Here is a 24,984-nt window from a genome sequence, read left to right on the forward strand (position 1 = left end):
GCAGGTGCTGGAGTGCCTCTTAGTCAAACACTGCGTCGCGTAGGTGAACCGAAAGATCTCTTGAATCGGAACTGGCGCAACATCGTCTTCGCCTCGCGTCTGGCCACCGCTGCCATCGCCGCCCTTGCCCTGGCTTATTGGCTGGAACTGCAGGAGCCGCAATGGGCTATACTGACGGTCTACCTGCTGACCCAGTCCTCGACCGGAGCGGCGCTCGCCAAGGGGTCGTTCCGCTTGCTCGGCACGATGCTCGCCGCGGCCTACGCTCTCGCCGCCGTCAAGCTGTTCTCGCAGGACCCGCTGTTTCTGGTCGGCAGCGCCATGCTCTGGGCGTTCGCCTGCTATTACGGCGCCGCGCGGGCGAGCAACTTTGCCGCCTATGGCTTCATGCTTGCCGGCTTTACCGGGCTGCTGGTCACTTTTCAGGGTGCGGCGAACCCCGGCGGCGCCTGGCTCGTCGCGGTGGATCGGGTGAGCGAGATCAGCATCGGCATTGCCTGCGCCACGCTGGCGGGCGCGCTGGTGCTGCCCGATCACGCCGGCACGCAGTTGCGGGCGCTGATGGCCAGCACCTTTCGCGCGCTGGCCGATCACTGCGCCCTCGCCCTGCGGGCCGCCACCCGCGGCCAGGCCCTGATGGACGAGCGCAGGACCATCCTTCCCAAGCTGGTGAAATTCGACGCGCTGCGCTCCTACACCCGGTTCGAGGCCCCGGAGATGCGGGCGGACGCCGTTGCGATGGACGGCGTCACGCGGGAGTTCCTCGCCGTTCTTGCCGCCGCGCGGGGGCTTCATCTGCGCCTCGCCGCCCTGCAGGAGGGCGGCACGGCACTGCCTGAACCGCTGACCGCCGCGCTTGAGCCGGCGATCCTGGCGTTGGGCCGCATCGGCGCCGACCCCGCCATGCCGCGCGATCCCGCGCGCGTGCGCGCCGATCTCGCCATCATCCGCCGCGACCTCGCCGGGCTCGCCCGCCGCATCGAAGGGAGCGACGATCTCCCGCTCGGCACCCGAGCGGACGCCATCCTGGTCTGCCGGCAGGCGACCGAGATGCTGCGCGACCTGTCGCTGCTCGCCCTCGCCGAACAGGCGGCCTTCCGGCATAGCCGCACCGGAACGACGCCGCGCCGCCGCGCCGCCGCCTCCGGCCACCCGACGGCCCTGCTGCAGGGAACGCGCGCCGCACTGGGGCTCCTGGTCTTCTGCGTGTTCTGGCATGCGACGCAATGGGATCAAGGCATCGCGGGCATCACCGGTCTCGCCCTGATGAACTATCAGTGCGTGAACACGGATGATCCCACCCGGCTCGGCTGGCCGTATCTGCGGGCCGTAATTGCCGCCTGCTTCTGCGCCTATTTCACCATCGCCTTCATCTATCCCTGGCTCGAAGGCTTCGAGACGCTGGCGGCATTCCTGTTTCTTGTGCTGCTGCCGGCGGGCCTGCTGATCGGCACGCCGCGCTACGCCCGGTCGGCGGGAACGTTCACCATCTTCTATGTCGCCGCCGCCGCCACCGGCAATGTCTTCACACCCGATCCGCTCACCTTCGCCAATTTCTGCTTCGGTCTTGTCTTCGGCATGTTCGTTTGCCTGATGGTGGCGCGCCTTGTGCCGGCGACCGCCAGGGCGCATCGCCGTAAGGCTCTCCGGCGCGCGCTGTGCGTCCTGCTTCCGCAAGCCGCGAATGGGGAGCGCGCGCCCTCGCAGGTGGCCCGCGAGATCATCCATCTGGTCGAGGTGCTCTTGCCCCAGCTCTCTCTGGCGCGCGCCGAGCATGACCGCCTGCTGCGCGGCCTGCTCGCCTGCGCCTCCGTGGCGCGGGAACTCGGCCGGCTGAGGCAGGTAGCGACCGATCCGGCGCTGCCCGAACCCGCGCGCCGGGCGATTGAGGGCGGCCTACAGCGTCTGGCCGCGCTCTTCGCGGCATGGCCGTCCTCGGCACCATCGGAAGCCGCACCATCGGAAGCCGCATCGTCGCGAACCGCGCCGCCGGACGTGGCGCGAGATGTGGCGCGAGATGTGGCGCGAGATGTGGCGCGAGACGCCCTTGCCGGCATGTGGTCGGCACTGGAAGCCTCCGATCGCCGGCCCGGCTCTCGTGCCGCCAGCCTTGTGGTGGAAACCGCGACCAGCCTTCGTTTTCTCGAAGAGAGCCTCACGCGCGATCACGCCTTTCTCCACCTTGCCCGTATCGATGAGCGCCTTCTATGACTTGGAATCCACTGTTTCATACGCTCGATTTCTTCGGCTTCTACCTGCCGCCGATCCTGTTCTGGGCGCTGGCGGCGTTCATTCCTTTCCTCGCCCTGAGCCGGCTGGCGCAGTGGTGCGGCTTCTATGATGTCGTCTGGCACCGCCCGCTCTTCGACGCCGCGCTCTACGTGATCGTGCTGGTCGGGTTGAGCGTCGGGCTGCCGCTGCTGACAGGAGGTCCGGCATGAGCGCGGGTAAGCTGATCCGGGTGGCGATGACGGCCGCCGTCGTCGCCATTGCCGCTTTCGCCGGGTGGCAGTTCTGGAACTACTACCTTCTGTCGCCCTGGACTCGCGATGCCCGGGTGCTCGCCGATGTCCAGCAGGTCGCCCCTGACGTGTCGGGGCTGATCAGCACCATCCATGTGCGCGACAACCAGGCGGTCAAAAAAGGCGACCTGCTTTTCGAGATCGATCCCGAACGGTTTCATGCCGCGCTGAACCTCGCCCGGGCCAATGTCACGATGAAGGCGGCGGCGTTGAGCCTCGCACAGGAGAATGCCAAGCGCTTTCTAACCCTGCAGCGCGAAGACAGTCCCGGCTTGTCCGCCGAGGCCGGCGAACGCATGCAGACGACGGCCGCCGAAGCCGAGGCGGCGCTTAATGTCGCGCAGGCCGAGTTCAACATCGCCGAGATCAACATGCGCCGCAGCCGCGTCCATGCGGCGGTGAGCGGCTATGTGACCAATCTGACCGCCGTCGCGGGTGACTACGCCAGCGCCGGTCGCGGCGTGATGGCGCTGGTCGATTCGGATTCGTTCTATGTCTATGGCTACTTTCAGGAGACCAAAGTCCCGCAGATCCAGGAGGGCGCGCCGGCGCAGGTGGAACTGATGGCCGGCAGCGTGGTGCTGGACGGTGTGGTGGAGGGGCTCGCCCGCGCGATAGCCAATCCTGATGATGCGGCGGGCCTGCTGGCGCGTGTCGATCCGCAATTCAGCTGGATCCGCCTGGCTCAGCGCCTTCCGGTGCGGATCAAACTGGAAGCGCTGCCGCCGAATGTCCGCCTCGCCGCCGGCATGTCGGCCACGGTGGTCATAAAGCCTGTCCGGTAGTCGCGTCCGGCCGGCATTGGTGGACAGCCCCAATGCCGAAGAGACGGTCGCCGCACCGGCGAACAAACCGGTCCCATAGCCGACATCGTGGCCAGCAAACCGCGCCACACCATAGGCGGTGCTCAGCCCGCGCCTGCGATGCCCCGTCGCGCCTGAGGCCGCGCACGAACCGAGGACCCACGCCGTAGCCGATGGCGAACCGGAACAGCAGAAAGAACACGCTTCCGACCGCCTGGGATATCTCGATGTCGAGTTGGCCGATGAGCAGGCCGACCCGCAATGTCGTCGCCACCATTCCAAGGGTGAACCCGCGATAACCGAGCGGATAGGCCAGCGCGATCGCCAGGAACAGTGCGATTTCCGGCGGCTCACGCAGGGTTTTCGAAATCCAGTTCCACATCGTCCATTCGCTCCGGTCGGCCTGACGGAGGGCGGAGTGGATGTGCGATCGCAACAACGCACGACGCGAATGCATCGATCGGAATGTTTAAATATATCCCATTTGGGAGATATAGATTTCATCGTGAATACGATACTAAAAATCGACACTCATTTAATTTTCAGATCCACATGACGACTATAGTCTGCGTTTTGTTGGAATTTTTTCGCGCAATTGGAGGCGATACTGGTGTTTCGGCTCTTTCGTCGCGGCATCGCCCTGGGGGCCGTCATGTCGCCTCTGGTTTATGCAGGCATCACTCCTGTGTATGGTGAAAGCAATGTTCTGGGCGTCAGCATCGCCACGCAGCGCGAACCCAGCGATTTCGACAAGAACGTGTCGACGGTCACCGGCATTGGATACACGCATACATTCGACAACAATGTCGTATTGGACTCATCAATCCACTATTTCGACCTGTCGGGCGACGGTGGATGGCGCCTGAACTCTCAGGCTGGCCTCGGTTACAGGCACGAGTTCTCAAACATTTTCTCCATCGTTGGAATCGCGTCGATTGGCAGTCGTGCGCAAAGCAACGATGTCGATTTCCCCTATTACTCGATCCACGGTTCCGTCGATTGGAAGTTGACGGATGTCACGACATGGTCGGTGGTGACCTATCGCTACCGAAACGCATTCAATGCGGACTATGATTTCGTGACTCCCGCCCTAGGATCCGCCCTCAATTTCCGGCTTTCCACGTCGAGTTCTATTTCGTTCAACTATCTGCACGAATGGGAAAACGGGAAGGTGGCCGATAATCTGATCGGCATAGCGTACCAGTATCATTTTTGAAGCCATCCCGACCGCAGCGGCCCCGCTCTGCATCCTGGGGGCGGGCAGCGGAATTGCGGCGGCAAGCAGAGGCGCGATTGGATCGAACCCATCGCAGCATCTGTGCTCGTCTGACAGTCACATAGATGGAGTTTTCCCGTGGACGATCTGAAGCAGCCCATCGTCGGCACCAAGGGCGCAACCATAATCGGCCCTCGCAACCCTGCGGTTGAGGCGCAGAATCCCGATATCCTGGTGCCGCCCCTTACCGACAATGGCGGCATTCCCAACCTCAAGTTTCCGTTCGCCATGGCGCATAACCGCCTTGAGGATGGTGGCTGGGCGCGCGAGGTGACTCAGCGCGAAATGGGGGCGCTGAAGGAACTCGCCATCGTCAACATGCGCCTGCCGGCCGGTGTGGTGCGGGAACTGCACTGGCACAAGGAAGCCGAGTGGGCCTACGTGCTCAAGGGGCGGGTTCGGTTCTATCTGATCGACGACCAGCGCCAGACTCTGGTCGAGGATCTCGGGCCGGGCGATCTGTGGCTCGCCCCGGCGGGTTTCCCTCACGCCATCCAGGGCCTCGAAGAGGGCACCGAATTCGTTCTCGTGTTCAATGACGGCAATTTCTCGGAGAACCAGACGCTGCTGGTGACCGAGCTGTTCGCCCATGTTCCGCGCGAGGTTCTGGCGAAGAATTTCGGCGTCCCCGTCGAGGCCTTCGACGGCATTCCCGCCCGAGAGAAATACATCTTCCGCCAGCCTGTGCCTCCGCCGATCGAGCAGGTGCGCGCCGAGCTCGGCGCGGTGAACTTTACGGACAAATACATCTTCCGTGCCGGCGCGGCTCAGCCGACCGCCTATCCCGGCGGCGCCACGACCGTGGTCGATTCCGGCAATTTCTCCGTCACCAATCTCGCGGCTCTGTTCATTGATCTCGAGCCGGGCGGGATGCGAGAGATTCACTGGCACCCCGACGCCGATGAAATTCAGTACTACATCTCCGGCAAGGCGCGAATGACCGTGTTCGACGCGGTCAGCAATGCCCGTACCTTTGATTTTGTGGCCGGCGACGTCGGCTATGTCCCCAAGACTCTGGCCCATTACATCGAGAACACGGGTGACGAGCCCGTGCGTGTGCTGAACGTCTTCCACACCAGCGAATACAGGGACATTTCGCTGAACAACTGGCTCGCCCTCACCCCGCAGCATCTGGTGAAGGGGCATCTCGACGTGGGCGATCCATTGATGTCTTCGCTGAGGGCCATCCGCCAACCTGTCGTCAAGGGCTGATGTTCTGAGGCGGAGAGCCCGACCGGCTCTCCGCCTCAGTTCTTTCGGCTGATTCCCGCCGCGAGCCGATCGAGCGCGCGGCACCTCAGCATTCTGCCGTCACGCAGGGACGCCGTGCACGCAAAGGCGCCGGGAAGGAGCTCGCATGGAAGAGTTTATTTCGAAGATGCTGGTATCGGACCTGATACCCATCATTTTTGTCATGGCGCTTGGCTACTTTGCCGGAAAGGCAAACGACTTCAAGTCGGGTGATGCTCGAATACTCAACAAGCTCGTGCTCGATTTTGCCTTGCCAGCAGCTTTGTTCGTTTCCATCGTGCGCGCCGACCGATCAATGCTCGTGGAGAACGCCACGCTCAGCATCATATCGCTGGTGGGCCTGGTCCTGCTCTTCATGCTTTCCTATTTCACCATCCAGTGGTTCTTCAGGCGGACCAAGCCCGAGGCAGCCGTCTGCGCGCTTATCGCGGGGTCGCCGACCATCGGCTTTCTCGGCTATGCCGTGCTGGATCCTCTCTATGGCACGGGCGTGGAAACCGGCCTCGTGATCGCCATCGTCGCCATCGTGGTGAACGCGGTCACGATCCCGATCGGCCTGTATCTGCTCAATGCAGGCGGCGGCGCGGGTGCGGATGGGGCCCCCAAGGGCAACGCTCTGCTTTCCGCGATGAAGGAGCCCGTTGTTTGGGTGCCCATCCTGGCGGTGGCGCTGGTGGTCATCGGCATCCGGGTGCCCGACGAGGTAAGCCCGACCTTCGACCTGCTGGCCAAGGCCAATTCAAGCGTCGCGGTATTTGCCGCTGGGCTGACGCTTTCCGCCTACGCGATCGAACTCGACTGGGAGGTCGCGTATAATACGTTTTTCAAGCTCGTCTTCCTGCCGGGCGTCTTTCTCCTCGCGGGCTGGGCCGGCGGGCTCGACGATCAAATCCTGCAAATGCTCGTCTTGAGTGTCGCCCTCCCGCCCGCCTTCTCCGGCATCATCATTTCCAGCCGGTTTCAAGTTTACACGCGGACGGGTACCTCGTCCCTCGCGGTGAGCGTGCTCGGCTTCATCGTCGCCGCACCGACATGGGTTTATCTCGCCAGGCTTTTGGGCAGCTGAAGGGCCCCCGCGGGGGAGATCCATGCGGACGAGAGGGCCTGCTGCCGCTTGTGTGAAGGCGAGGTTGAGCGAGCCCAGGTCAGGCCGGCGCCGTCCTTGTGGAAACGCCCGATGTCGTCGAACACATCCACTCTCGCATCATCCCTCGTCCTCTAGACCTTGGCGCTAGACCTTGGGGCTAGACCTTGGGGCTGTCCGCTCGATCTCGGCGACGGGAAGAAGCTCGCCGCCTCAATAGTGTTGGCACTTGGCAAGGACACAGCTGGTCTTGCCGTTAGGCGCGTCGCTATAATTCCCTGACACTCTTCGCCAACTGCCCTTCAACCGTCGGACTGCGTGATGTGCACCTCCCTTCTCTATCGCGATGCCCGTGATCGCCCCTATCTCGGACGAACCCTGGAACTCAGCGTCGATCTCCCCTACCAGCTTGCCGTACTGCCGAAGGGGCTTGACCTTTCGTCGACGGCAAAGGGGCATCCGTCACTTCGCTGGCGTACGGAGCGTGCGGTGATCGCCATCACGATGCCCGCGGCGCCGCCGGCGCCCGGGACCACACCCGGCGTCGGCGATCTCAAGATCATCGAGGGACTGAACGACGCCGGCCTGTCCTTCTCGGTTCAGTCCTATTCGCAGGCTGCCGGGCCCCAGTCTCCTGTCGAGGCCAGCCGCGCCGTCCTGTCCGCCGCCGACCTCGGTGCATGGGTGCTGGGACAGTTTTCCACCGTCGCGGCCGTCAAGGCCGCACTTGCCGACATGCCCATATGTCTCGAACCCGTGCCGATCCTCGGCGGCCTCGAAATGCCGTTTCACTATTCCGTGCACGACAGCCACGGTGCCAGCCTCGTGATCGAATTCCACAAGGGCGTTCGCTCGATCTATGACAACCCCGTCGGCGTCATGACCAACGCGCCGCAATTCTCCTGGCACCTGACCAATCTGGACAACTACACGTTCCTCAACAATATAGATCGCTCTCGCGCGAATTTCGGGCGCTATACGGCCGTGCAGCCGGGAGCCGGCATCGCCAAGGCCGGGTTGCCGGGAACCGACACATCGGTCGACCGCTTCGTCCGCGCCGCCTTCTATGCGCAGTTCGCCGAGAAACAGTCGGATCCCGACAAGGCCGTGCAGATGGTCGCCCACATCATGAACAATTTTGACCGTCCGCGCGGAATTACGGTCGACCCGCCGGAACTCGGAAGTGACCATCTGGAAGTGCAGGGCCAACAGATGGACGCGGTGCCGACCGAGTTCACCAGCTGGACCAGCATATCGGACCTGACGCGCGGCCTGTTCTACGTGCGGGACAGTCGCGGCATGAACTATATTCGGCTCGACATCGGAGCTTTGGCCACGAACAGCTTCAATGCGACGCCGATGGCGAAACTCATGGCGAATCCGGCAGATGTGACATCCGCGCTCACCACGAGCTGAGCGCATGGCGGGTTACGGGGCGATGCCGCATCCGCCATGGCCCCGAACTCATCTGCAGTTGCGAAGATCAACCCTCGACGGCATGCGAGGCAGATGCAACAGAACCTGGCTGCCGCGACCTCAGGTGCCATCAGCCGGCCCGCCTACGCGATCCGTGACAGCCTATAGCGGCCATAGCGCGTCATGGGCTGAAGGGGGCGGCCGCGGCCGCTATTCGGTTGCTGTTTCGTAGTATATTTCGCACGCTGAGTAAGCTTAAGCTCGCCAGTTGCGAATTAGATGGGATTGAGCGCCAGATAAAGCAGCGAGAGGAAGCCCAGCGCCAGCGCGCAGAGCAGCTGCGCGGCAAGGCGCGGGCGTCCGTGCAGCCAGGCGGTGATGGGCACCGTGGGTCCGGAATCCGCCGTGCGGGGAGCGGCGGTCGCGCCGAGGACGTCAGCGGCCATCGGGTTCCACCACATGGGTGGGCTGGGAGGACCACCCGATCTCGACCAGGGCGCCCTCCCCGACCTCCGCCAGTCCCGTCACCCGGGCAGGTAGCACGATGCCGCCGACATCGAGCGAGACCAGACGGGAGGACCCCTCATAGAGCTAGGCGGTAAGGCGGCCCTCGAAGCGGTTGCGAGATGGCGGGCACCGGCGCTCACCACGACATGCTCGGGCGGGCCAGAACCAGCGCCGTCTGGCGGGCCAGCGGCACCGGCGCGTGCGGCTTCAGCCTCCCACCAGACATGGACGTTCGGCTTGATCGTGTCGAGGCGGGGGCAAGCCCGATCGACATCGATGGGCTAGATTTTGTCCGGCGCGACACCGTCGACCAGCAATGCGATCTCCAGCGGGTTGGCCGGGTTCTTCGGCAATGCGCGTTCGCCGGAGAAACCCTTCATGTCCCAGAACTGCGCCCAGCCGTGGGCGGCGGTGACCGCCTTCACCCGATCGATGCTTTAGCTGGGCGCCTTGTCGCAAGTGATTTTCACAGGCCCAGCCATCGCGCCCGCCCTGCCCGGGTTCTCGGCGCGGCCTCGAACGGGCCGTCAGCTACGCTGGAGCTCGCCAAGGCTTCGCCTGACAAGCCTACCGAGCGCTTACGAGGCAGATCAAACTGCCGCCAGCAAGCAAAAAGCGCCCAGAAGGGCTCTCGCTATGTATCTCATTCTTTTAGGAAAAATTGGAGCCCGCGATGGGATCCGAACCCACGCCCCCAACCTCAGCAAAATCGCTCTATGTAGCCGCTCGGAACATACCAGCTGCAGCACACGGCCCGCGCGCCAACGCCAGCGACCGAGGGCACGCGCGACCATCGCAAACCAATGACACGATTTCGGCAACGAAAATGGCGATCTTCCGCCTCGTCCAAAGCCCCCCCTGAGGTTGCTGGCGCACCGACCAGAGTGGAACTACGAACACCTATGTTCTTGAAATCGCGCTAGTTCGTGCGCCTCCCAAGACGGGACTGCTGGCGCAACCGCCAGGCGCACGGCCCGCGGCGCGCCAATATGACTGTGGCGGAAAGCTACGCCTTGCTGGCACGAGACCACGTTTTGGCCGACCACCCAGCCGTGAAACTCATTGAGATGACCGATTTTCCTGAGAGCGGCGCTGGGACGACGCAGATCGCGCCGTCGGCTATTCCGTCACCCGACAGGAAGAGGCGGCGGCCTCCGCCGAGGAAGGGCGCCTGATTGCAATGCTCTTTGCAGCGGACGCCAGTTCTCTGCGTGGCCTCTCCGCGAAGCTCGACGCGCTGATTGCCGTCGGCGCTGATGGGGCGGAGGGGCGGCATTTCCCGTGGCCGGAGCCGCGGCGCATCCGCAGGGATGTTGCGCGCTTGATGCAGTTGCGGCGTCACGATGCCGTCGGCCTCACTGCTTGAAGCAGCGCTCGCGATGCCAACGCAGGAAGTGGGGATGCGAAAGCTTGATCGCCCCTTGGGTGCGATGACGCGTCCGCTCCGGTTGAGCAGCCAAGGTCCGTTGCGATGGCGTCCTCCACCCCGTTAAGTATCTCGTCATCGGGCCGGCTTGCTCGGCCGATGGCCTCGGTGCCAGCTTGATTTCCTTGGAGCAGCCGGGAAAGACCGCCGAAGGACACTATCGTGGCATGGGCATCGTATAGTGTGGCGGCGCGCGCCGTCCTCGCCGCGCCATAAGTCTGGCGAATTGAAATGCCGCCATTGGCGGGGCAGGCGTTCCGCGCCGAGCCAATGCACTGGGTCGTAGAATGCTCGAAATACCCCACGGAAAGCGGCTGAGCGCCGCTGCGCAGAGGCTCCTTGCTCATGTCGAGCGGCATCCGAATGCCGTCCTTGTGAGTTCTGCCATGGATCTGGCGGCGGTCATCAATGCCTCGGACGCCACCGTGATCCGTGCCATCCAGTCGCTCGGGTTCGACGGCTTACCCCACCTCAAGGCCGTGATCGCGGAGAAGCTGGATCGAGGCGTCCGCACTCCCGTGGAAAAGGTGGGCGTCACGCTCAATCATCTCTCGCAGGAGCGCGAACGCGCGCCGCTTGATCTCGTGCTCGAAGCCTATGCTCCCATGCTCACCCTGCTGTCGCAGCGCTCGCTGCCGCGGGATCTGGAGGTCGCGGTAAGCCTGCTGAACCAGGCGAAGCGGATCGGCCTCTATGGCGGCGGGCCGCCGGGCGGGTTGGCGTGGCAAGCCGCCACGCATCTGACGCGCATCGGCCGATCGAGTTTTTTGCTGGAGGATTCCGGTCACGCCTTCGCGGATCAGATCATGGGGCTCCAGCCCGATGACGCTGTCATCCTCATTGCCTATGGCACCGCTCTCAAAGAGGCGTTGCTGATCAAGACCGAACTTCAACGGATCGGCGGCAGGCTTGTCGTGATTACCGACAATCCGGACGGCCGTCTGGCCCGGGGCGCTGATGTCGTCCTTGAGGTGCCACGGACCGAGGTGGGCAACATGATGCTCTATGGGACGATCCTTTTGACGCTGGAGACCATCGTCCTCTCCCTCACCAAAGAGGATCCGGCGCGCTCAATGGCTGCAGCCCGGCGATTGAGCGACCTCCGCGCGCAGCTGCAGCGCGGCGAATGAAATCGACCTCGCTATGTAGCGAAGATTACATTTCGGTCATCGCGCAGATATTTTCTCTTTAGATTTAGTCTAAATACTATCTTATGCATTAAATGGAGTCATATTTCGGAGGTGGCCTTGAATCTGTAAGTCATGAATGGTAGTCATCACTACGATAACTATTCATCGGAACTGTTCGGGCTCTGCGACCTGCCTCCGTGGCTGCGGCTCACTTCTGGCACCGCATGCATGCCCGAGTTAAGTCCGGGGAGCATCTCATGATTTCCAGAAGAACGATCCTCACTGCCTCCCTCGCCCTCGGCGTCTCGTTTGTCGCGACGGGCCGATCGGCATGGGCCGAGGATCAACGCATCCTGCAGATTACATCGCCGCGCGAGATCACAAGCCTCGCGCTGGCCGATACCAGCTATCACTTCCGGCGATTGCGCGTTGCCGAAACGCTGGTGACGATCACCCCTGCGGGCAAGCTGGCTCCGGAACTGGCGGAAAGCTGGTCGGTGAGCGATGACGGCCTCGTCTGGACCTTCGTCATCCGCTCCGGCGTGCGCTTCCATGATGGAACCGAACTCACCCCGGCGCGGGTCCGGGACGCCATCGAGCTGATGCGCAAGTCGCGCAACAACACCGAGATGGTCTCGCAACTGCCGATCTCGTCCGTCGACGTCGACGGGGGGGCGGTAAAGATCACGCTGACCCGGCCGTTCGGTCTCGTGCCGGACTTTTTCACCGATGGGCCGGCCATCATCCTTGCGCCGTCTTCGTTTGCTGCCGATGGTTCGGTGACGCAGATCATCGGCACCGGGCCGTACCGGGTCGCCAAGATCGAGGGAAAAGCTTCGGTCGATCTGGAGTCCTTCCCCGACTATTGGGGCGAACCGGCACGGATCGGCCGTGTTCATTTCACTGGCACCACCTCGCCCGATACGATCGCCAACATGGCGGAGGCCGGGCAGGTGGATCTCGTGCTCGGGCTGCCGCAGGCGCTGCGTGATCGCGTCGCGGCGAGCGGCGGTGTCCGTATCAAGCCGGTGCAGACCGCTCGCATCCTCGGGCCGATCTACAATGCCAAGGATGTTCGTTTCGATGACCCCGCCGAGCGAAAGGCGGTTTCCATCGCTCTCGATCGCAAGGGAATCGCGACGGCTATTTTCAAGAACCCTGACGCCGCGGCCAACCAGCTTTTTTCCCCGGCGCTCCCTGACTGGCACGATCCGAAGCTGCCACCGATCGAGCGCAACCTCGCGGAAGCCAAGCGTCTTCTGGCCTCGGCCGGGTGGGCGCCGGGGCCGGACGGTGTTCTGGTCCAGAAGGGCACGCGTTTCTCGTTCCCCGTCTTCGTGGGCAAACAGCCGGAAATGGCCCCCCTTGCTCAGGCAATTCAGGCACAGCTTGCCGAGGTTGGCATCGAGGTCGTTCTGGAGAAAGGTAGCCAGGCGCCTGTTCTCGAATCCGTCGCCAATGGCAGCTTCGTCTTCGGCTTCACCCGCCGGAATTACGCCGCGGTGCCCGATCCGGTGGCGACACTGCTGGTGGACTACGCTGAGGCAACCTCGGCTCAGGCCGTCTGGGGCGGCATAAACTACCACAACGCTGATCTTGAGAGCGCCCTCCAACGCTATGTTTCCGCGACCAGGGACGAGGATCGCGCCGCGGCGCGCGACGAGCTGATGGCGCTTTCCAACAGCGATCTGCCGGTCCTGCCGCTGATCTGGTACGATTACAACGTCTCGATTTCCGATCGCGTGGATTTCGACAGCGTACCGGTCGATGCTCTGGAAGTGAGCTTCTGGATCGACCGCGTGAAATGGGCCGATTGACCATGCGGCGCCTTCGCGGGCTTGGCGCCGTCCTCATCGGGCATGTGCTCGCGGCGGCGGGGGTCGCCGTTGCCGTCGCCACTCTTGCGTTCGTTGCCGTGCAGATGGCGCCGGGCGACGTGGCGTTCCGGATCGCCGAGGCGCGCTATGGCGAGAGGATTTCGCTGCAGACGGTGGATCAGGCGCGCGCCGCAACCGGCATGGACCAGAATGTTATGGTTCAGTATCTGCGCTGGGTCGAATCCTCACTGACCGGGCAACTGGGACGCTCGATGGTCAGCGGTCGCCCGGTCATGCCAGACGTCTGGCGTAGCTTCCAAACCACCTCCGGCGTAGCGGTCACCGGTGTCGGCCTTGCCCTGTTCATGAGCCTCATCATCGGCTTCGCAGTCGGCATGCAGCAGGATCGGATCCTCGATCGAGCCTTCCTCTTCGCCTCCGCAATCCTGTCCTCTGTGCCATCCTTCCTTATCGGCATCGCGCTCATCACCTTGTTTGCCATCACTCTCAGATGGCTGCCGGCGGCGGGCAACAATCGGCCCGGATATGCCATCCTTCCGTCCTGCACCCTCGCCCTGGCGCTGCTGCCGGATCTCTCGCGCGTCGCGCGAAATGCCGTCGTGCGGACGCTGCAGGACTTTTACCCGACCTACGGGCGGATCAAGGGGCAAAGCTGGCCGCGGATTGTGTTCCGCCATGCGTTCCGGCCAACGCTGGTGCCGATCGTTGCCTATTTCGGGCCTCTCGTGGCGCACACGATCGGCGGGCTCGTCGTCATCGACGTGCTCTTCAATCTCGACGGAGTCGGAACCCGACTGATCGATAGCGTGCTGGCCGCCGACATTCCGATGGCCATGGGCGCGGGGCTGCTGATCGGTGTGTCCGTCGTGGCGGTAAACGGTATCAGCGACATCATGGTGCAACTGCTCGATCCTCGGCTTTCCACGGCGAGGCTCTGGCCATGACGCAGCCGATGCGTGCGTCGTCGCCCGGCAGAGTACGGCGGTGGCCGCCGGGCTTTGTCTCGGTCTTCGGCTTTCTGCCGCTGGCAATCACGCTGCTGGTCGCGCTCTTCGGACCATGGCTCCTTACAACGAACCCGAACCGGCAGGACCTTGCCGCCGCCTATGCTCCACCATCGGCCGCATACGTGCTGGGCGCCGACGACCTTGGCCGGTCGATCGCGGCGCGCCTTGTTGCCGGTGCGCGCATATCCCTGGGCATTGCCGTCGTCGGCGTGCTGGCCTCGTTGGCGACAGGGCTGTTGCTTGGATTCATCTCGGCATTCCACGGGGGGTGGGTCCGGCAGGTGGTCATGCGGCTTTCCGACGTCATCCTTGCCTGCCCGAGCCTGTTGTTCGTCATCCTCGTGTCCGGCCTTCTGGGCGGGGGCATTGGGGCCATCCTGTTCGGGCTGTGGATGTCGCAATGGCCTGGCTTCGCGCGCCTCACCGCGGCAGTCGCGTCGAAAGAACTAGCGGCGGACCATGTCGAGGCATCGCGGCTGCTTGGCTTTCGTCCTGGCTATATCTTCCGCGCGCATGTGATGCCGGCGATCATGCCTTATCTGACGTCGCTGGGCGCGCTCACGGTGGGCGCGAATGTCCTGACGATTTCGTCCGTCGGCTTCCTCGGCCTCGGACTTCGGCCCCCTGATGCCGAATGGGGCTCGATGATTGCGGGCACCATGACCTATTTCCGCACATCGCCCCACATGGTGCTGGCACCCGCCGGCGCTATCCTGATCTGCACTCTGTCGGCCACCGTGATCGGCGAATACTACAGTGCCCGACATCAGGGGATCGAGGAGATCGCTTGAGTGAAGAGCCTTGTCGTCGAAAACCTGACAATTGCCACGGAAGGCCGGGCTATCGTCGACAATGTCACCCTCAGCGTGTCGTCCGGAGAGATCCTCGCCATTCTGGGCGAGACGGGGAGCGGCAAAAGTCTGGTCGCCAGCGCCATCATGGGACTGATCCCCCGCGGGGTGTCGGTGTCCGGCCGGATCGTCGTGAATGGCCGGAGCCTCGATGCCGCCGACCGGGACGGTTTGCGCTCCCTTTGGTCGAAGGACCTATTCCTGCTGCCGCAGGAGCCGCTGAACGCTCTGGCTCCGCTTCTGCGCGCCGACGCTCAGGTCGCCGAGCAGATCCGGGGGCGTCGGCCCCGCGCGGAGGCCTGCGCCGCCCTTTCGGCCATGCAGGTCGATCCACACCATCACCGCAAGCGCCCGTTCGAACTGTCGGGCGGCATGGCGCAGCGGGTGATGGCGGCGATCGCGTCGGTCACCCGCGCCGGCATCATCCTAGCGGATGAGCCGACAAAGGGGCTCGACGTCGACCGTCGCCATGTCGTCGCCGGCGTGTTCGATACGCTGCGCACCAGTGGCCGGGCCATCCTGCTGATCACACACGACATCGCCCTGGTGCGCGCACTCGCCGATCAGGTGGCATTCCTCGACGAACGCAGGATTGTCGAGAACGGGCCGGCGGCACGCGTGCTTGCGTCTCCATCTACCGACTATGCCCGCCGCTATGTGGCAAGCGACCCGTCGTGCTGGCCGGCGCGCCCCTATCGGCGATCGTACACCGGCAAGACGGTGGAGGCAGAACGGCTGCGGATCGGCATCGACGACACGGTGCTGGCCGATGAGCTGACCTTTCATTGCCACGCCGGTCACATCACCGCGCTGCTCGGCAGAAGCGGGATCGGAAAGACGACGCTCGGCCGAACGTTGCTTGGGCTGACACGGCCGCTCGGGGGCACCATCCGTCGGCCGCAGGCGGAGGGGCGATCGGCGCTGCAGAAGCTGCATCAGGACCCGACCCGCGTGTTCTCGCCATGGCAGGCGGTTGGGCGAAGCCTTGAGGACATGCGGTATCTCGCAGGTGGCGAGGGAGCTCTGCGGCAGATGCCAGCCTTGATGCAACGCTTCGGCCTACGCGATGACGTGCTTGGGCGACGACCGCATCAGATTAGCGGCGGCGAGGCGCAACGACTGGCGCTTGCCCGGATACTGGCCCTCAAGCCGAGAATGCTCATCGCCGACGAGCCGACATCACGTCTCGACCCGCCGGTTCAAGAGCAGGTGATCCGGCATCTGCGCGCAATAGCCGACATCGATGAACTGGCCGTCCTGCTGATCACCCACGACCTCGATCTGGCTCATGCGATCGCGGACCGGCGCATGCTGCTGGAAGCACAGGACACCGGTCCTGCCCGGCTGCGCGATGTCACGCGATCCCCTCAAGCTCCAACGGCATAACGTAGCTATAACTACGATATGGACCTTATCGCGGAGCGATCGTAGTATATACTACTATCGCCTGTCTGACCGGAACAGCCATGCATTTCGACGCTCAACTCTGGGCGGCGACCAAAGGGTTTCGTACCCGGATCGCCGCCGCCATCCTGCTCGGTTTTCTCTCCCTGGCGCTGGGTGTTGCCCGCTTCATCCTGCTCGGCTGGATGATCGCCCGCCTTTTCGAGGGAGCGGCCATTTCCGGGCTGGCCGAGGCTGCGGGGGCGTTGGTAGCCGTGATTCTCGCACGGATGGGCCTGGAATACGCAAGGGCGCGCGTCGCCCATGCCACGTCCTCCCGGATCCAAGATCGCCTGCGTCTCGACATCTATGACCAGATCGTACGGCTGGGGCCGGCCTGGCTTGCCGGGCATCGCACGGGAAGCATCGCCCTGTCGACCATCGACGGCGTCGAGCAGTTGCAGACCTTTTTCGGTCAGTTCCTTCCACAGGTAGCGATCGCGGTTCTGGCGCCGGTGCTTCTCTTTGTCGTCCTGTCTTTCTGGGACATTCCCGTGGCCGCCGTGATTTCGGCAGCGGCGGTGCTCGCCCTGATCCTTCCTGTGGTGCTCAAGCGCATGGGGGAGGAATCGACGCTGCGGCGCGTGCGTTCCTTCAAGGCCTTCGGCGAGGATTTCCTCGATGCCGTTCAGGGCCTGCCTACCCTGAAAGCCTTCGGCCAGAGCGCCGCCTTCGGCGATCGTCTCGCCAAAAAGGCCCAGCAACTGGCGGAAAGCACCCTATTCGTGCTGCAGGCCAGCCTGATGAGCCGCGCGCTCACCGACCTTGCCATCGCCGGCGGGGCGGCGGCGGCCATCTCGCTTGGCGCATGGCGTGTCAGCCATGGCCAGATGACCATCGAGGCGTTGTTGATCGTACTGATGGCGGGAACAGAAGTCTTTCGTCCCCTGCGTGACCTGCGATCGCTGCTTCATCGAGGCATGATGGCCAATGCCGCCGCTTCGGGCATCAAGGCCCTGCTGCAGGCGGAGCCGCCGAAGCCTCCGCTCGAGACGCCTGCCACGCCCGACATCGCGGCATCGATTGCCTTCAGGGATGTCCGGTTTGGCTATTCCGATGAACGCGGCGAGGCGCTTAAGGGCATCACGTTCGCGATCCAGGCGGGAGAGCGCATCGGCATCGTCGGCTATAGCGGTTCGGGCAAGTCGACGATCGTGAAACTGCTACTGCGCTTCTACGATCCCGATTCCGGAACCGTCCAGATCGGCGGTCGTGACGTCACGACCTTGTCGGCCGATCACATCCGCGACCAGTTCGCGGTCGTGCAGCAGGACACCTATCTCTTCTACGGCTCGGTCGAGGACAATATCCGCATCGCCCGTGCGGACGCCACGCGCGATCAAGTCGAGGCCGCGGCACGCGCGGCCAATGCGCATGGCTTCATCTCCCGCCTGCCGCACGGGTACAGTACCGTCATTGGCGAGCGGGGATTGAGGCTGTCGGGTGGACAGCGCCAGCGCATCGCGATCGCGCGCGCGATCCTGCGCGACGCTCCGATCCTCATTCTTGATGAGGCCTTGTCATCGGTCGACGCCGAAAACGAAAACCTCATTCAGGCGGAACTTGACGATCTCGCGAGGACGCGAACGACAATCGTGCTGGCTCACCGGCTCTCGAGCGTGATCGACGCACACCGGATCATCGTGATGTCGGACGGCCGCATCGCCGACAGCGGCACACATGCCGAACTGATCGGCCGCGACGGGCCCTATAAGAAGCTGATGGCGGAACAGGTCGAGCTCAGTCACATCGACCGTGTGATCAGCGCCGACCTGGTCGCAGCGTCACACGAAAATCACTGCGTCGCCGAACGCGAGGCTTCGGTGACGCCGCAGATGACCGAGGGTGAGAGGATCGCGGCCGGGCTGAGCCCGTTCCAGACATTGGCGACGCTGTTCAATCTCATTGTGCCGTGGCGTCGGCAACTCATCCTCACGGTCGCGTCCGGTGTCGGACGCGTCTATGCCCTTGTCGGCGTCAGCACGCTGAGCGCGCTGATCGTGGCTTCCATCAAGACGGGCTCTCCCTTCGGCTTCTATATCGCCGGGATGGCGGCTTTGGTGCCGCTCGCAGCCTTCCTGCAATGGAACGAGTCCTGGCGGTCGCACGACATGGCCTACCGGCTGCTCGCGCAGATGCGGGTCGATCTCTACCGCGCTCTCGACAAGCTCGCCCCGGCCTATCTCCTGAAGCGCCGCTCGGGCGACCTTGTCTCTCTAGGGACCCAGGATGTCGAGACGGTCGAGTATTTCTTCGCCCATGTCGTGGCGCCCGCCATCGTGGCACTGCTTGTGCCGGTGAGCGTTCTAGTGGCCCTGTCGCTCATCGCGTGGCCCACGGCACTCACGCTGCTCCCATTCCTCGCCTATGCCGCTTTGGCGCCTGTTTTCGACAGGCGAAGGGTCGATGCCCTGGGAAGCCGGGCCCGCGCGCAGTTGGGCGGATTGAATGCCTTCGTGGTCGACACGGTGCAGGGCATGAGTGAGCTCATTGCCTTCCGCGCCGTTGGGGCGCGCCGGATGGTTTTCCAGGATCAGATTGCCGCCTATCAGCGATCGCGTGTCGACCTCAATGCCGACCTGTCCTTTCAGGTTGCCAAGCAGGAAGCCGTTGCCACACTCGGCGCGGCGGCGGTTCTGGCTACGGCGGCGCTGTTGATCAACACCCATGCCTTCGACCCAGCCTGGCTGCCGCTGGTCGCGCTGCTGTCCTCCGCCGCATTCGTCCCCGTATCCGAACTCGCCCAGGCAGCCCGGCAGCTGGCCGACTCCATCGCCTCCACCCGGCGCATTCACGCCGTGTACGCCGAACCCATCCCGGTTACCGATGGACCCGAACGGCTGCCGCAAACGGCGGGAGGCGCACGGCTTACTTTTCACGACGTGTCGTTCGCCTATGATCCAGCAGGCCCCCGGGTTCTTCAGCACATAAACCTCGATGTGCCGGCAGGCGCGCGGATCGCCCTCGTGGGATCATCCGGAGCGGGAAAATCAACGATCGCCAACCTGCTGTTGAGGTTCTGGGATCCTCAGGAGGGGCGGATCACCATCGACGGGCATGATCTGCGCGATGTCAAGCTCGACGATCTGCGCCGGCACATCGCACTCGTCGCCCAGGACACCTATCTCTTCAACGCAACCCTGGTGGAGAACATTCGCCTTGCACATCCCGACGCGACCCAGGCGGCGCTCGACCTCGCCATTCAGCGGGCTGCATTGGCGGATTTCGTAGCGTCGCTGCCGAACGGTTTCGATACCCATGTCGGCGAGCGGGGCGTCCAGCTTTCGGGCGGGCAGCGTCAACGTATCTCGATCGCCAGGGCATTCCTCAAAAACGCTCCCGTCCTGATCCTCGATGAGGCGACCTCCCATCTCGACGCCTCCAGCGAAGCGCATGTGCGCGCGGCCCTCGACCAGCTGATGCTCGATCGGACGACGATCATCATTGCTCACCGCCTTTCCACGATCCGGGCGGCCGATGCGATTCTGGTGATGCATGACGGACGGATCGTCGAGATGGGGACCCATGACGACCTTATACGGCAGCAGGGGTTCTATGCCCGGTTGGTCGCGCATCAGGCGGCGGGCCCGATCGGACATATGCGCCCGTTGTGTCCTCGCGCGGCTGAGGCCCGCTCCCAGGCCGGCTCGGTAGGTTCCACGAGACGCGGATGACCGAGGCGTTGATGATGGAGGCGAGAATAACGAGCAGCAAAGCCGCGAACGCCATTGAGATCCCTTGGACGCACCGCGCGCCGGTTGATCGCGACGTTTCCTCCTCCGGGATTTGTCCCTGGTGACGTTGCCCCCACGTCTATCCAGCTGTGAGTTCGTTCTGGCGGTTGGGTTTGTCTTCTCGGGCGTGTGGAGCGGCGAGTGCAGACGCGGAGCCATTCATGGCGCGGAGCGTCGGAAGCCGGTGGCTTTACACGCCCGCCGTTCGCTCATCCCATGGGCTTCCGTGAGGTGGGCGACAGCTTTGCGCTCGGCGGCGGACTGTCGGCTATTGGCTAGGCCTGACGATAAGCGGACATATCTCGAAGGAAGGCCAAGGCCGAAATTGATCACTTACGGACCTCAACAGCGCCCGCTTTTGGTTAAATTAATGAATGCCAACATGTCGAACTATAAGTATATTTTGTTATTTTTAGCATAGTTTTATAATGAAAATGCACATATCATTTGTTCAAATGTCCATTCATCTTCATTTATTATATATACATGCATATATTATCACATCTCCTATATCGTTTGTTTCATTGATTCGAATTGCGTTATTTTTATATCATTCGGAAAAATATATAAATCATAAGATAACCGACCTTCGTAAATTGACGGAATTTTATTAAATATGCACCATTTATCTAGCAGAATTATATCTATCAAATGCAACGTTTGCGGCTTCCCTCAATAGACCGACATCTGATCCGATGGCCATGAAATCGGCGCCGGCCGCCTTATACATCTCGATCAGTCCGGGATCCGATGTCAGCACGCCGCATTTCTTGCCCGCGCGCTTGATGCGCTGGAAGGCGTCGAGCACGGCGTTCCGCACGCTCTCGTGCCCGGGATTGCCGAGGCACCCCATATCGGCGGCAAGGTCGGCCGGCCCGATGAAGAGGCCGTCCACCCCGTCCATCGCCGCGATGGCATCGAGGGCATCGAGGCCCTTGCGGGTTTCGATCTGCAACAGCAGGCAGATCTGCTCATTGGCGGTCGTCAGATAATCGGCCTGCGCACCGAAGCCGGACGCACGCACCAGCGCAGCGCCCACTCCGCGCTGGCCCTTCGGAGGATAATGGATGGCGTCGAGCAGCGCTTCAACCTGTGCAACGCTCTCGACCATGGGGATAAGCAGCGTCTGGCAACCGGCATCCAGCACCTGCTTGATGACCCAAGCCTCGCTCATGGGCGGGCGGATCACCGGGGTGACGGGAAAGGCCGACATGGCCTGCATCTGCGCGATCGCCGAGCGCACGTCGTTCGGGGCGTGTTCGAGATCGATCAGCAGCCAGTCGAACCCCGCCCCGGCGAGCAGTTCGGCGCTGAGAGGACTGGCAAGCGCGACCCACAGGCCGGTCTGGCGCTTTCCCTGCAAAAGCGCGGCCTTGAAACGGTTGATCGGCGCGGGCATGGCAACTCCTCAGGCGAAATGGCAGGCAACGCTGCCGAGAGGGCCGAAATCGGCCGTGATGGTCGAGCCCGGCGGGCACTCGATGGCGCGGATCAGTGAGCCGGAAAGGATTACTTGCCCCGCCTCGATCCGGTGGCCGCCGGCGGCGAGGCGCTGGGCGAGCCAGACCAGTCCACGCGCGGGCTGGTTCAGCACCGCCGCGCCGAGCCCGGTCTCCTCCACCGTTGCATTGCGCGAGACGATCGCCCCACACCAGCGCATGTCGACGAGGTCGGGCCGAACCGGCCGCCCGCCGAGCACAAATCCGGCATTGGCGGCGTTGTCGGCAATGGTGTCGCAGACATTGCGCAGCCGGCCGGTGCCAGCGTCCCGCCGCTCCACCCGCGTGTCCAATATTTCAAGAACCGGCGCGACATAGGCGGTCGCTTCGAGCACATCGTGCACCCCGGCGCCGGGACCGAGATCGGTCTTCATGACGAAGGCGAGTTCGGCCTCCACGCGGGGCTGGATAAAGCGATCCGGCGGGACGGTGGCGCCGTCCTCGAAGCGCATGCTTTCGAGGAGATAGCCGGAATCCGGCATCTCGATCGCCAACGCTTGCTGCATGGCGCGCGAGGTCAGGCCGATCTTCCAGCCGACTTGGCGGTCACCGTCGGCGAGCTTGGCGGCCACCCATCTTTCCTGGATGCGATAGGCATCGCCCATCCCGATGCCGGGATAGCGCAGGCTCAGCAGGCCGATCTGCCTGCGCTCCCGCTCGGCGCCGGCGAGTGCCTGCGCGGCGGCTTCGATCTCAAGGTCGTTCAACACGATTGCCGTCCCCTCACGCCGGAACCATCTCGCGGACGACGCGGTTCTCGAGCGTGCCGACGCCGGGAACGGTGACGCGCACAACGTCGCCATCGACGAGATAGCGGGGAGGATCGAAGCGGGCGCCCGAGCCGGTGGGCGTGCCCGTGACGATGATGTCGCCGGGCAGCAACTCGGTGAAGCTGGAGATGTAGCTGATGAGATAGGCGAAGGGGAACATCATGCGCTGCACGGTGTCCTCCTGCCGCAGCTCGCCGTTCACCCAGGTCTTCAGTGACAGGTCGGCGAGATCGCCGGCATCCTCCACCGGCACGATCCACGGCCCGATGCTGCCGGACTTCTCGAAGTTCTTGCCCTGCGTGACGTTGAACTTGGCATGGCGCATCCAGTCGCGCACGCCGCCCTCATTGCAGACCGTGAGGCCGAAGATGTGCGACAGCGCGGCCTCCTGCGGAATGCGGCGCCCGCCCTTGCCGATCACGATGACGATCTCGCCCTCGTAATCGAATTGCGGCGATTCCGGCGGCAGCAGCAGCGGCTCACCATGGCCGGCGAACGAGCCGCGCGTGCGCAGGAACATGCTGGGATAGCGCGGCGCCTCGGAGCCGTCCTTGTACTCGGCATTGCGGTCCGCATAGTTCACGCCGATGCAGATGATCTTGTCGGCATCCGGCACGGGGATGCGGTAGCGAATGTCGCCCAGTGCGACATCGACCGGCGCCTCCGCGGCGACCCGGCGGGCCGCCTCCAGGCCCTGCGGCGCCGCGATGAGTTCGCGCAACGAGGCGAAACCGGTGCGGGCGCCGAGATCGGCGACGCCTGCCGCATGGACCAGGCCGAAGCCATCGCGGCCGGCTGCTGAGAAGCTGACAAGTTTCAACATCATATCCCCGTCGGTGCGGTTGAAAATCGGGCGTGGGGGCGTGCGCCGGCCACGCGCGAAGTGGCGCGGCAGCGAAACGCGAGAGGTCGGCGAGGCGCGGATCAGGCTTCGTGTTCGAGATGCGCGCGGGAGCGCCGCATCGCCGGCAGCAGGAGCAGGATCAGCAGGAGGGAGGCGACGGCGAGGAAGCCCGCACTGATCGGGCTGTCGACGAACACCATGGGATCGCCATGGGAGATCAGCAGCGCACGCCGCACGTTCTCTTCCAGCATCGGACCAAGCACGAGACCGAGAATGAACGGCGCCAGCGAAAATTCGAGCTGCAGGATCACGTAGCCGAACACGCCGAACCCCGCGCCCATCAGCACATCCGTCGGGTCGTTCGACAGAGTGTAGATGCCGAAGCACGACAGTATGAGGATCATCGGGAACAACCAGGAATACGGCACTTTCAGCAGCGTGGTCCAAAGCCGGATCAGCGGCAGGTTGAGGATCACCAGCAGCACGTTGCCGATCCACATGCTGGCGACCAGCCCCCAGAACAGCTCGGGTCGGTCGGTGATGACATTGGGGCCGGGCGTGATGCCATGGATCATCAGCGCGCCCAGCATCAGCGCCATGGTGGCGCTGCCCGGCACGCCGAGCGTGAGGGTGGGAATGAAGGAGGTCTGCGCCGAGGCGTTGTTCGCCGATTCCGGCCCGGCGACCCCCTCGATGGCGCCATGCCCGAACCGGCTCGGCTCCTTCGCCACGCGTTTTTCCAGAATGTAGGAGGCAAACGAACTCACGGTGGAGCCGATGCCCGGCAGCACGCCGCAGAACATGCCGACGGCGGTGCCGCGCAAGATTGGCTTCACCGACTGCTTCAGCTCGGCGCGCGTCGGCATCAGCGAGCCGACCTCCACCTGCTCCTGCGTGGTGCCATGCGACACGGCGAGTTCGCGGATGATCTCGGAGAAGGCGAACATGCCGACCGCGACCACCACGAAATCGATGCCTTCCATCAGCGACTGCTGGCCGAAGGTGAAACGCATGACACCGGAATTCACATCCATGCCAACCAGGCCGACAAGGATGCCGAGCAGCGCCATGAGCAGCCCCTTGACCACGGCGCCCTGCACCAGCACCGAGGTCGCGACCAGCGCCATGACGATCAGCGCGGCATATTCCGCCGGCCCGAAGGCGAGCGCCGCTTGGCCCAGCATGGGGGCGAACAGCGCGATGCCGAATGTGCCGATGCAGCCGGCCACGAAGGAACCGATCGCCGCGATGGCCAGAGCCGCGCCCGCCCTGCCCCGCCGCGCCATCTGGTAGCCGTCGATGCAGGTGACGACGGACGAGGATTCGCCGGGCACGTTGACCAGAATGGCGGTGGAGGAACCGCCATAGGAGGCGCCGTAATAGATACCCGCCAGCATGATCATGGAGGCTACCGGCGTCAGCCCGTAGGTCATCGGCAGCAGCACGGCGATGGTCACCAGCGGGCCGACCCCCGGCAGCATGCCGATGAACGTGCCGAGGGTGACGCCGATGAGGCAGTAGAGCAGGTTGTCGAACGACAACGCGACCTGGAATCCGAGAAGCAGACCGTCGAGCATGGCGAC

20 protein-coding genes are annotated in these 24,984 nt (G+C 63.7%); 13 read left to right on the top strand and 7 right to left on the bottom strand.

What is annotated here, in order from left to right; all coding sequences use genetic code 11:
- Positions 1-60: 60 nt before the first annotated feature.
- From FHS55_RS16600 to FHS55_RS16610, 3 genes are read left to right on the top strand one after another with little or no spacing between them, the layout of a single operon-like run.
- Positions 61-2,211, top strand: a complete 2,151-nt coding sequence (locus FHS55_RS16600) for an FUSC family protein (RefSeq protein ID WP_183190886.1) — start codon at positions 61-63, stop codon at positions 2,209-2,211.
- Positions 2,208-2,441, top strand: a complete 234-nt coding sequence (locus FHS55_RS16605) for a DUF1656 domain-containing protein (protein WP_183190887.1) — start codon at positions 2,208-2,210, stop codon at positions 2,439-2,441. The genes FHS55_RS16600 and FHS55_RS16605 overlap by 4 nt, the downstream gene beginning before the upstream one ends.
- Positions 2,438-3,307: an efflux RND transporter periplasmic adaptor subunit gene (locus tag FHS55_RS16610; protein WP_183190888.1), complete on the top strand. Its 870-nt coding sequence runs from the start codon at positions 2,438-2,440 to the stop codon at positions 3,305-3,307. Before FHS55_RS16605 ends, FHS55_RS16610 begins: the two co-directional genes overlap by 4 nt.
- Here the strand turns inward: FHS55_RS16610 and FHS55_RS16615 are convergent.
- Entirely contained in the window at positions 3,288-3,707 is a 420-nt protein-coding gene (locus tag FHS55_RS16615; RefSeq protein ID WP_246340205.1) for an aspartate-alanine antiporter-like transporter, read from the bottom strand. The two genes, FHS55_RS16610 and FHS55_RS16615, sit on opposite strands and share 20 nt — an antisense overlap.
- A 228-nt stretch (positions 3,708-3,935) precedes the next feature.
- Here FHS55_RS16615 and FHS55_RS16620 point away from each other — a divergent pair, with 228 nt between their 5' ends.
- The 4 genes from FHS55_RS16620 to FHS55_RS16635 all read left to right on the top strand — a co-directional run bounded on the left by FHS55_RS16620 (position 3,936) and on the right by FHS55_RS16635 (position 8,352).
- Positions 3,936-4,541, top strand: coding sequence for a hypothetical protein (locus FHS55_RS16620; protein ID WP_343056210.1), 606 nt, complete (start codon positions 3,936-3,938; stop codon positions 4,539-4,541).
- Positions 4,542-4,679: 138 nt separating this feature from the next.
- Entirely contained in the window at positions 4,680-5,813 is a 1,134-nt protein-coding gene (locus FHS55_RS16625; protein ID WP_183190889.1) for a cupin domain-containing protein, read from the top strand.
- A gap of 145 nt (positions 5,814-5,958) precedes the next feature.
- Positions 5,959-6,918, top strand: a complete 960-nt coding sequence (gene yfdV / locus FHS55_RS16630; RefSeq protein WP_183190890.1) for a transporter YfdV — start codon at positions 5,959-5,961, stop codon at positions 6,916-6,918.
- Positions 6,919-7,257: 339 nt separating this feature from the next.
- Positions 7,258-8,352, top strand: coding sequence for a linear amide C-N hydrolase (locus FHS55_RS16635; protein ID WP_183190891.1), 1,095 nt, complete (start codon positions 7,258-7,260; stop codon positions 8,350-8,352).
- A 275-nt stretch (positions 8,353-8,627) separates the two neighbouring features.
- Here FHS55_RS16635 and FHS55_RS16640 read toward each other — a convergent pair whose 3' ends face one another.
- Both FHS55_RS16640 and FHS55_RS16645 read right to left on the bottom strand, forming a co-directional pair.
- The gene (locus FHS55_RS16640; protein WP_183190892.1) at positions 8,628-8,798 is read right to left on the bottom strand and encodes a hypothetical protein; all 171 of its coding nucleotides are present in this window, start codon (positions 8,796-8,798) and stop codon (positions 8,628-8,630) included.
- 342 nt (positions 8,799-9,140) lie between these two features.
- Complete coding sequence (locus tag FHS55_RS16645; RefSeq protein WP_183190893.1) at positions 9,141-9,284, bottom strand: hypothetical protein; 144 nt, start codon at positions 9,282-9,284, stop codon at positions 9,141-9,143.
- Positions 9,285-10,572: 1,288 nt separating this feature from the next.
- On the opposite strand from FHS55_RS16645, the gene FHS55_RS16650 reads away from it, so the two are divergent.
- From FHS55_RS16650 to FHS55_RS16675, 6 genes are all read left to right on the top strand, one after another.
- Positions 10,573-11,415 (top strand): MurR/RpiR family transcriptional regulator, encoded by an 843-nt coding sequence (locus FHS55_RS16650; protein WP_183190894.1) that lies wholly within the window; start codon positions 10,573-10,575, stop codon positions 11,413-11,415.
- 257 nt (positions 11,416-11,672) lie between these two features.
- Positions 11,673-13,232: an ABC transporter substrate-binding protein gene (locus tag FHS55_RS16655; protein ID WP_183190895.1), complete on the top strand. Its 1,560-nt coding sequence runs from the start codon at positions 11,673-11,675 to the stop codon at positions 13,230-13,232.
- Complete coding sequence (locus tag FHS55_RS16660; protein WP_183190896.1) at positions 13,220-14,197, top strand: ABC transporter permease; 978 nt, start codon at positions 13,220-13,222, stop codon at positions 14,195-14,197. Before FHS55_RS16655 ends, FHS55_RS16660 begins: the two co-directional genes overlap by 13 nt.
- A complete protein-coding gene (locus FHS55_RS16665; protein WP_183190897.1) occupies positions 14,194-15,051 on the top strand; it encodes an ABC transporter permease in 858 nt (285 codons plus the stop codon). The genes FHS55_RS16660 and FHS55_RS16665 overlap by 4 nt, the downstream gene beginning before the upstream one ends.
- A complete protein-coding gene (locus FHS55_RS16670) occupies positions 15,052-16,497 on the top strand; it encodes an ATP-binding cassette domain-containing protein (RefSeq protein ID WP_183190898.1) in 1,446 nt (481 codons plus the stop codon). It abuts the gene before it with no gap.
- Between the two features lie 80 nt (positions 16,498-16,577).
- Complete coding sequence (locus FHS55_RS16675) at positions 16,578-20,228, top strand: ABC transporter ATP-binding protein/permease (RefSeq protein WP_183190899.1); 3,651 nt, start codon at positions 16,578-16,580, stop codon at positions 20,226-20,228.
- 685 nt (positions 20,229-20,913) lie between these two features.
- Here the strand turns inward: FHS55_RS16675 and FHS55_RS16680 are convergent.
- The 4 genes from FHS55_RS16680 to FHS55_RS16695 form a co-directional block, all read right to left on the bottom strand.
- The gene (locus tag FHS55_RS16680) at positions 20,914-21,687 is read right to left on the bottom strand and encodes an aldolase/citrate lyase family protein (RefSeq protein ID WP_183190900.1); all 774 of its coding nucleotides are present in this window, start codon (positions 21,685-21,687) and stop codon (positions 20,914-20,916) included.
- A 9-nt stretch (positions 21,688-21,696) separates the two neighbouring features.
- A complete protein-coding gene (gene hpaH / locus FHS55_RS16685; protein ID WP_183190901.1) occupies positions 21,697-22,497 on the bottom strand; it encodes a 2-oxo-hept-4-ene-1,7-dioate hydratase in 801 nt (266 codons plus the stop codon).
- Positions 22,498-22,510: 13 nt separating this feature from the next.
- Entirely contained in the window at positions 22,511-23,383 is an 873-nt protein-coding gene (locus FHS55_RS16690) for a fumarylacetoacetate hydrolase family protein (RefSeq protein WP_183190902.1), read from the bottom strand.
- A 98-nt stretch (positions 23,384-23,481) separates the two neighbouring features.
- On the bottom strand, positions 23,482-24,978 hold the full coding sequence (locus FHS55_RS16695) for a tripartite tricarboxylate transporter permease (protein WP_183190903.1): 1,497 nt from the start codon (positions 24,976-24,978) through the stop codon (positions 23,482-23,484).
- Positions 24,979-24,984 lie beyond the last annotated feature (6 nt).

Origin of the sequence: Ancylobacter tetraedralis, from assembly GCF_014195655.1 — a bacterium.
GTDB lineage: Bacteria > Pseudomonadota > Alphaproteobacteria > Rhizobiales > Xanthobacteraceae > Ancylobacter > Ancylobacter tetraedralis.